The organism is Streptomyces sp. NPDC097619 (assembly GCF_040302735.1).
Classification (GTDB): Bacteria; Actinomycetota; Actinomycetes; order Streptomycetales; family Streptomycetaceae; genus Streptomyces.
Genome location: NZ_JBEOSD010000108.1, coordinates 18446 through 27706, shown reverse-complemented (window position 1 = coordinate 27706; position 9261 = coordinate 18446). Strand labels below are relative to the sequence as shown.

The following is a 9261-nucleotide window of genomic DNA, read 5'->3' as shown; positions in this document are numbered from 1 at the left end:
CACGAACTCCTGCGCGGCGAGGCGACCCTCGTCACCGACGCCGCCGAAGTCACCTTGATTGCAGAAAGGTGAAAGCAACAACAGGGAGGAAACCCTCACCCATCGAAATTCCCGTAGTTAACTCGTAGGCCCGCAAATACGCGGTTTCATCCGAATTTTCGGACGCAGAGACGAAGCAGTGAGATTACGGCATTCGGGCTGAGTATTTACCGTGCGTTCCAGAAGTCGGCCCAGGCGCGGGCCGCCTTGACCTTGTGCTCGATGCCGCCCGTGTGGGCCTGCCAGTCCCGGCAGGAGCGTTCTTCCATGCGGGCGAGGAAGGCCACGGCTTCCGGGGGTGCGGTGGTGAAGGGGGGATGGTGCGGGCCCAGGCGGCGGCTTGGTCGGGGGTCTGGTCGCCGTCGAGGACGAGGCGGTAGCCCCACAGGGCGGCGGTGGCCCAGGCGGGGCCGCTCGCGGCCCACGCCCAGTCGACGAGGTGGGCCCGGTGGTCGGCGTCGATGAGGAAGTTCCCGGCGGCGGGGTCGCCGTGGACGAGGTGCTCGCCGGACAGGAGCCGTCGGGCGTTCGGCTCGTCGTAGTGCCGCCACCGCTCCCACAGCGGCGGGAGGTACACCGCTGTGGGGGCCGGAACGGTGCTGAGCTCGCGCAGGAGGGCGGCGCAGGGATCGAGGTGGGTGCTGTCGTGGGGGAAGTGGGCCCAGGGGGTGGTGTAGAGGCCTTCGAACCCGAGGAGGGTCCAGCCTCCGGTGGTGATCCGCCACAGCAGGCGGGGGGCGAAAGCAGGCAGGTGCGGGGCGAGGCGGGCTTCACGGTCGAGTTCCGCCTGGCCGTCGTGTCCGTCGGGGACGCCTTTGACGAAGACCAGGCCGCGCTCCGAGACGAGGACGGCGGCGACCACGGCGGCCTCGCCCATCACCGTGTCCTCGCTCGTGAACCCCGACCCGACCCGTGCGGCGACCGCGGCCCGGACGGCTGCGGGCAGGTCGTCGAAGCGGCGCCGGTCGCTCACTTCTTCGGCGGCTGCGGGTTCGCGGGCGGCATCAGCTGCGGCCGCGCAGGGCCCGGATGCGTCGGCGGCTTGTCCGTGTGAGGCCGGGCCGGCGGCTTGTGCGCTTCGAACGCCATACCCCGCACCGTACCGCCACCGCACAGGTCGGTGAGGGAGAAGGACCAAGACCGGGAGGCGGCCGCTCACTTCCCGCCGCCGCGCGGAGGCCGGGGTGGGGTGATTGTGGTGAAGGGCGGGTGAGGTATGGGGGTGGGTGCCTAGGCTGGCACGGGTCAAGGGCATGTTTCAGGGGGTGGGTGTTGTGGCGCGTGTGGTGCTGGTACACGGAATCGCTCAGCAGTTTGAAGGGCCGGAGACTCTGGGGCTGAAGCTGGGGGCCGCGCTCCGGGACGGCGTGCAGCTCGGGGCGAATCTGACACTGGAACCGGCGGACGTGGCGTGCGCGTTCTACGGAAACGCCTTCATCGAGGAAGGCACCCGGCCCGCGGATCTGCCGCCCTGGGACGAGAAGTACGTCGAGGACGGGCTGGAGGCAGAGCTCCTGGATGCCTGGTTCCAACGGGCCGCGGAACTCGAACCGTCCATCCCCCCACTCGACGAGGAAGGCACCCGGAGCCTTAAGGCGGCGGCCACGTCCCGTGCGTTGCAGGTGAAGTGGGTGCGGGCCCGCCTGAACGGGCTGGTCAAGGCCGATTTCTTCCAGGGGTTGGGGAAGCGGTTCCTGGTCTCGGAGTTGAAGCAGGTCCGCCGATACTTGGACGACCCGCCGACGTGGCAGGCCGCCCGTGCGTCGGTGGCGGAGCAGGTCGGGGAGGACACCCGGGTGATCGTCGCGCACTCCCTCGGGTCGGTCGTCGCCTACGAGGCGTTGTGTGAGAACCCGGACTGGCCGGTCACCGACCTGGTCACCGTCGGCTCCCCCCTCGGTCTGCCGTTGATCTTCCGCAGGCTCAGCCCCCTACCCACCAATGGCATCGGGGCGTGGCCGGCGAAGGTGCTGCGGTGGACGAACGTCGCCGACCCCGGCGACATCGTCGCCCTCATCAACACCCTCGGCCCGCTGTTCGCTTCGGGCCCGAACGGTCCGGTGCAGGATCGGACGATCACGAACGGCGTCAAGATGCACGACTTCGGCCGCTACCTCACCGCACCCACCACCGGCGCCGCCATCGCCGCCGGCCTCCGGCAGGCATCCGCGTGAACGACAACGGCAACCGGGGGGCCGTGCCCGGTGCGGTCGGGCGTAGGTTCCTGATCGCTGTCGGCGCGGGCAGGTTCAACGACTCCGGTATCCCCGCGCTGCCCGGGGTGGAGGACGATGTCCGGAGGGTCAGGGCCCTGCTGGAGAAGATGGGCTACGAGTCCGTCCTGACCGAGCTGGCGCACGATCCGACCCGGCAGGACCTCGCTGCGGGCATCGAGGCCTGGACCAGGCGGGCCGGGCTGGGGCCCGAGGATGTGGTGGTGGTCTACTTCGCCGGGCACGGCGAGTGCGAGGAGGACCGCCACTACCTGCTGTGTTCCGACAGTCAGCGGGATTCGTGGGCGTGGTCGTTGGCCGCCGAGGATCTCGCCCGCCGGCTCGTGCACAGCGAGGTCGGGCACCTCCTGGTCATGCTCGACACCTGCTTCGCGCAAGCCGGGACCACGGACATCAGTCGCCTGGCGATGTCCCTGGCGGACATGCACGTCGGGCGGGCCAACCGCTGGCACCTGGCCGCAGCCCGCACCACGGACACCGCCAAGGAGAACCTGTTCGTCGACGCCCTCACCGAGCTCTTCGACCAGCCCCGGCTCGGCGCCACACCCCCTTACATCGGTCTCGGTGAGGTCACCCGCCGGATCAACGCCTACTTCGAGGTCCATCGGCCGTCCCAGCAGGCGCGGCTGACGGCGACCGACACCGACGGTCAGGATCCCTTCTTCCTCAACCGTCACCACGTCCCCGGCCTCCCGACGGACGGCATCGACCTCGCCACCATCGCCACACTGCGCCGACGGCACATCGGTCACTTCGGGCCCCGCAGCCGCGGCGTCGAACACACCGGGGAACGCGGCGACTACTTCACCGGCCGCGACCGCGCTCTCCGGGAACTCACCACCTTCCTCACCACACCCGTGAGCGAGCACGACCGGAAGGCACGGGTCGTCACCGGCGACCCCGGATCCGGCAAGTCAGCTCTCCTCGGCCGCCTCCTCCAACTCACCGACCCCGACACACCACGAGCGACAACAGCCGCAGACAAAGACACAGGCGAAGGCGAAGGCACTGCTCCGCCGCTGGCCGTGGCGGCTGTCGTCCTCCACGCACGCCGCGCCGCACTCGGCGACCTCGTAAGCGACCTCGCCTCCGCCCTGACACTCCCCGCCACCGCCGACCGCGACGACGTCCTGGCCGCGCTCGGAGAGCGGACCGTGCCGGTGGCCGTCGTGGTCGACTCCCTCGACGAAGCCGGCACCGCAGGCGACCCCGCCGAAAGCAACCGGATCGCACGAGAACTCCTTCAACCGCTCTCCGGCCTGCCCGCAGTCCGACTGGTGGTCGGGACCCGACGCCCCCAGATCCAGGCCTTGGGCCGCGCCGTCCACGTCATCGACCTCGACCACCGCGAACATATCGCCGTCGGGGAGATCGCCGCCTACGCCCGCGCGCTCCTCGAAGACGCACAGGACCCCGGCAGCCGCTCCCCATACCGCAACCAGCCACTCCTTGCCGCGACCATCGCCTACGGCATCGCCCAACGCGCCGGCTCCTCCTACCTCGTCGCCCGCATGACCGCCCGCGCCCTCGTCCACGGCCAAATCCACATCGACACCACCATCCCCGACTGGCGCGAGCAGCTCCCCAGCGACGCCTCCGAAGCCTTCGCCGCCTACCTCGACCGCTTCGAAGGCCACCGCCCCAAAGTCGAACGCCTCCTGCGACCCCTCGCCTACGCACAAGGTGCGGGCCTGCCCTGGTCCACCCTCTGGGCCCCCCTCGCCACAGCCCTCTCAGGCGTGACCTGCACCCACGAAGACCTCGACTGGCTCCACTCCACCGCCGGTGCCTACATCGTGGAAACGCCCACCGCGGACGGGGCCGTGTTCCGGCTCTACCACGAGACCATGGCCGAACACCTCCGCCGCACAGGCCACGAACACCACGACCACGCCACCATCGCCACCACCCTCACCAACCTCATCCCCCACGACCCCACCACCGGCATCAACGACTGGGCCACCGCCCATCCGTACTCGCGGGACCACCTCGCCACCCACGCCGCAGCAGGCGGCACACTCGAAACCCTCCTGGACGACCCCGAGTACCTCGTCCACGCCGACCCCCACACCCTCCAACGTGCCATCGACACCACCACGGTCGCGGTCGACATCACCACCGCGGGCATCTACCGCGCCTCCGCCAATGTCCACGCACAGCTCACCCCAACGGGACGCCGCGACATCCTCGCCATCGACGCCGCCCGCCACCAACAACCCCACCTCGCCACCCGCCTCGCACGCACCCGCCCCTGGACACCCCGCTGGGCCACCAACAGCCTCATCCACCAAGCCCACCGCCGCACGATCACCGGCCACACTGACACGGTGAACGCCGTCGCCGTCGCGGAACTCGACGGACGACCCCACGCCATCACCACCAGCCACGACGAAACCGTGCGAGTCTGGGACCTCACCACCGGCACCCCGACCGCCACCCTCACTGGCCACACCGACCTGGTGACCGCGATCGCCGTCGCGGAACTCGACGGACGACCCCACGCCATCACCACCAGACACGACAACACCGTGCGGATCTGGGACCTCACCACCAACACCCACACCGCCACCCTCACCGGCCACACCGACCTGGTGACCGCGATCGCCGTCGCGGAACTCGACGGACGACCCCACGCCATCACCACCAGCCACGACGAAACCGTGCGAGTCTGGGACCTCACCACCAACACCACCATCACCACCTTCACCGGCCACACCCGCGCGGTGACCGCGATCGCCGTCGCGGAACTCGACGGACGACCCCACGCCATCACCATCAGCCACGACGAAACCGTGCAGGTCTGGGACCTCACCACCGGCACCACCACCGCAACCCTCACCGGCCACACCAACGCGGATACCGGCGTCGCCGTCACGGAACTCGACGGACGACCCCACGCCATCACCACCAACTACGACAACACCGTGCGGGTCTGGGACCTCACCACCAACACCCACACCGCAACCCTCACCGGCCACACCCGCGCGGTGACCGCGATCGCCGTCACCGAACTCCACGGACAACCCCACGCCATCACCACCAGCCACGACGAAACCGTGCGGATCTGGGACCTCACCACCAACACCACCATCACCACCCTTACCGGCCACACCAACGCGGTCAGCGCCGTCGCCGTCACGGAACTCGACGGACGCCCCCACGCCATCACCACCAGCTACGACAACACCGTGCGGGTCTGGGACCTCACCACCACCGGCACCACCATCACAACCCTCTCGGGCCACACCAACTGGGTGAGTGCCGTCGCCGTCACGGAACTCGACGGACGGCCCCACGCCATCACCACCAGCTACGACACCACCGTGCGGGTCTGGGACCTCACCACCGGCACCACCACCGCCACCCTCACCGGCCACACCAGCGTGGTGAACGGCGTCGCCGTCACCGAACTCGACGGACGCCCCCACGCCATCACCACCAGCTTCGACACCACCGTGCGGGTCTGGGACCTCACCACCGGCACCACCACCGCCACCCTCACCGGCCACACCAGCGTGGTGAACGGCGTCGCCGTCACCGAACTCGACGGACGCCCCCACGCCATCACCACCAGCTACGACAACACCGCGCGGGTCTGGGACCTCACCACCAACACCCACACCGCCACCCTCACCGGCCACACCGACACGGTTACCGCCGTCGCCGTCACCGAACTCCACAACCGACCCCACGCCATCACCACCAGCAACGACGAAACCGTGCGGATCTGGGACCTCACCACCAACACCACCACCGCCACCCTCACCGGCCACACCAGCGTGATGAACGCCGTCGCCGTCACCGAACTCCACGGCCGACCCCACACCATCACCACGAGCAACGACGAAACCGTGCGGATCCGGGACCTCACCACCAACACCACCACAGCCACCCTCACCGGCCACACCCACACGGTGAACGCCATCGCCGTCACCCAGCCCCACGGACGACCGCACACCCTCACCACCGGATGGGACAACACCGTCCGCGTCTGGGACCTTCATTCCGACCGCTGTGTCGCCATCGTCCACCTCCCCTTGCAAGGGCTTGCTGTGGCGGCACACAAGGATCAGCTCGTGATCGGCATGGCCAACGAAGTCGTGGTCCTCCAGCCCAACCCTCGGAGCCGATGACTTGGCCAAGGCAAGCCCGGCTCTGGGCCCCGCGGCGAGGGGCGACGCTCCGGCGATGGCCTGCCCGACGGAGGCTCGGCTTCGGTTTCGGGGTTTGTGCCGAAGGGCCGGTGAGGGGTGGGGTTGCCCGCCTAGGCTGAGCCAATCAGGCGTGGTGGGGGCGGATGCGATGGCGCGTGCGGTACAGGTACGACCGATCGACCGGGTGGACACCTCCAGGGCGACCCGCGGCTCGGGCCCGGAGAACGCGGTGAGAGATCCCAGGGATCGGCGCGGGCTTCGGATGCGGGGCCTCGTCCGCTGCTTCACAGCGTCGAGGACCGGCACCGGGGATCGGTGGGCGTCCGCGTGAACGACAGCACCGAGGCTACTGCCGGGACGGTCGGGCGTAGGTTCCTGATCGCTGTCGGTGCGGGCACGTTCCGTGATTCGGGTATCGGTCCGTTGCCCGGGGTGAAGGGCGATGTCCGGCGGGTCAGGGTCTTGCTGGAGAAAATGGGCTACGAGTCGGTCCTCACCGATCTCGCCCATGACCCGGCCCGGCACGATCTGGCCGAAGGCATCGAGGATTGGACGGTGCAGGCCGGGCTGGGTGCGGATGATGTGGTGGTGGTCTACTTCGCGGGGCACGGTGTGAGCGCGGAGGACCGGCACTACCTGCTGTGTTCCGACAGCAAGCCCGGCCGCTGGACCCGGGCGCTGGCGGCGGAGGACCTGGCTCGGCCGCTGTTGGGGAGCGAGGTCGGGCATCTGCTGGTCATCCTCGACACGTGCTGGGCCGGGGCCGGTACCGCCGACATCAGCCGGCTGGCTCTGGACCTGGCGGACCTCCCCCGCGGGCGGGCGAACCGGTGGCACCTGGCGGCCGCCCGCGCGGACGAGCCCGCGAAGGAGAACCTGTTCGTCGACGCCCTCACCGAGATCTTCAACCAACCCCGGCTCGGCTCCACGGCTCGCTACATCAGTGCTCGCGAGGTCACCCGCCGCGTCAACGATTACTTCACGATCCACCGACCGTCTCAGCAGGCGCGGCTGACGGCGACCGAGACCGACGGCCACGACCCCTTCTTCCCCAACCCCCACCACCTCCCCGGCCTCCCGACGGACGGCATCGACCTCGCCACCATCGCCCGGCTCCGCCGCCGCCACGACGGGCACTTCGGGCCCCGCAGCCGCGGCGTCGAGCACGCCGGGGAGACCGGCGACTACTTCACCGGCCGCACCCACGCCCTCCGAGAACTCACAGCCTTCCTCTGCTCATCGGCCGCCGAGCACGATCGGAAGGCACGGGTTGTCACCGGCGACCCCGGCTCCGGCAAGTCAGCCCTCCTCGGCCGCCTCCTCGACCTCACCGACCCCGACACATCGCAGGCGGCGGCCGTGTCGGCCGTCGTCCTGCACGCGCGCCGGGCCGCGCTCGGCGACCTGGTGACCGACCTCGCCTCGGCGCTGGAACTCCCCGCCACCGCCGACCGCGACGAGGTCCTGGCCGCACTGCGGAACCGAACCATACCGGTGGTGGTCGTGGTCGACTCCCTTGACGAAGCCGGCACCGCGGGCGACCCCGCAGAAAGCAACCGGATCGCACGAGAGCTGCTGCAACCGCTCTCCGCCCTCCCCGCGCTCCGGCTCGTCGTCGGGACCCGCCGCCCCCAGATCCAGGCCTTGGGCCGCGCCGTCCAGATCATCGACCTCGACCACCCCGACTACGCCACCCCCGGGGAGATCGTCTCCTACGCCCGCGCCCTCCTCGAAGACGCACAAGACCCCGACAGCCGCTCCCCTTACCACGGCAGGCCGGAACATGCGGCCGCCATCGCCGAAGGCATCGCCCAACGCGCCGGCTCTTCCTACCTGGTGGCCCGCATGACCGCCCGCGCCCTCGTCCACGGCCAAATCCACATCGACACCACCGAGCCCCACTGGCAGGACCGCCTTCCCAGCGACGCGTCCGAAGCCTTCGCCGCCTACCTCGACCGCTTCGGACCACACCGCCCCAAAGTCGAACGCCTCCTCCGCCCCCTCGCCTACGCGCAAGGTGCGGGCCTGCCCTGGTCCACCATCTGGGCCCCCCTCGCCACAGCCCTCTCAGGCGTGACCTGCACCCACGAAGACCTCGACTGGCTCCACCAGACCGCCGGCTCCTACATCGTCGAAACCCCCACCGCAGACGGGGCCGTGTACCGGCTCTACCACGAGACCATGGCCGAACACCTCCGCCGCACCCGGCAGGAACACGACGACCACGCCACCATCGCCACCACCCTCACCAACCTCGTCCCCCACGACCCCGCCATCGACGTGAATGACTGGGCTGCCGCACACCCCTACATCCGCCGGCACACCGCCACCCACGCCGCAGCAGGCGCCAACCTCAATAGCCTTCTGGCCGACCCCGAGTACCTCGCCCACGCCGCCCCATACGCTCTGCTGCGCGCCCTTGACGCCACGCCCGCCGTGGTCGATGCCACCACCGCGGGCATCTACCGCGCCTCCTCCGAGGTCCACGGCTCACTCGCTCCCTCGGCACGCCGTGACGTCCTCGCCATCGATGCCGCCCGCTACCAACAGCCCGAACTCGTCGCCCGCCTCGCACGCACCCGCCCGTGGACACCCCTCTGGGCCACCAACAGCCTCGTACATCCAGCCCACCGCCGCACGATCACCGGGCACACTGACGCGGTGGTCGCCCTCGCCATCACGGAACTAGACGGACGCCCTCACGCCCTCACCACCAGCCACGACAACACCGTGCGAGTCTGGGACCTCACCTCCAACACCCACACCGCCACCCTCACCGGCCACACCAGCTGGGTGAACGCCATCGCCGTCACCGAACTCCACGGACGACCCCG

At 69.9% G+C, this 9261-nt stretch carries 4 protein-coding genes; all 4 read left to right on the top strand.

Annotated features, from left to right (window positions below):
* Positions 1 to 487: 487 nt before the first annotated feature.
* Positions 488 to 1093: a hypothetical protein gene (locus tag ABTZ17_RS25495; protein ID WP_352198036.1), complete on the top strand. Its 606-nt coding sequence runs from the start codon at positions 488 to 490 to the stop codon at positions 1091 to 1093.
* 199 nt (positions 1094 to 1292) lie between these two features.
* Positions 1293 to 2213, top strand: a complete 921-nt coding sequence (locus ABTZ17_RS25490) for an antibiotic ABC transporter ATP-binding protein (protein ID WP_352198035.1) — start codon at positions 1293 to 1295, stop codon at positions 2211 to 2213.
* A complete protein-coding gene (locus ABTZ17_RS25485; RefSeq protein WP_352198034.1) occupies positions 2210 to 6406 on the top strand; it encodes a caspase family protein in 4197 nt (1398 codons plus the stop codon). The genes ABTZ17_RS25490 and ABTZ17_RS25485 overlap by 4 nt, the downstream gene beginning before the upstream one ends.
* Positions 6407 to 6742: 336 nt before the next feature.
* Positions 6743 to 9261 (top strand): caspase family protein (locus ABTZ17_RS25480; protein WP_352198033.1); only part of this gene is annotated, 2519 nt, incomplete at its 3' end.

Excerpts from the sequence above, each read along its gene's own strand:
- ABTZ17_RS25490 (WP_352198035.1), top strand. The coding sequence starts at position 1,293 with ATGTTTCAGGGGGTGGGTGTTGTGGCGCGTGTGGTGCTGGTACACGGA.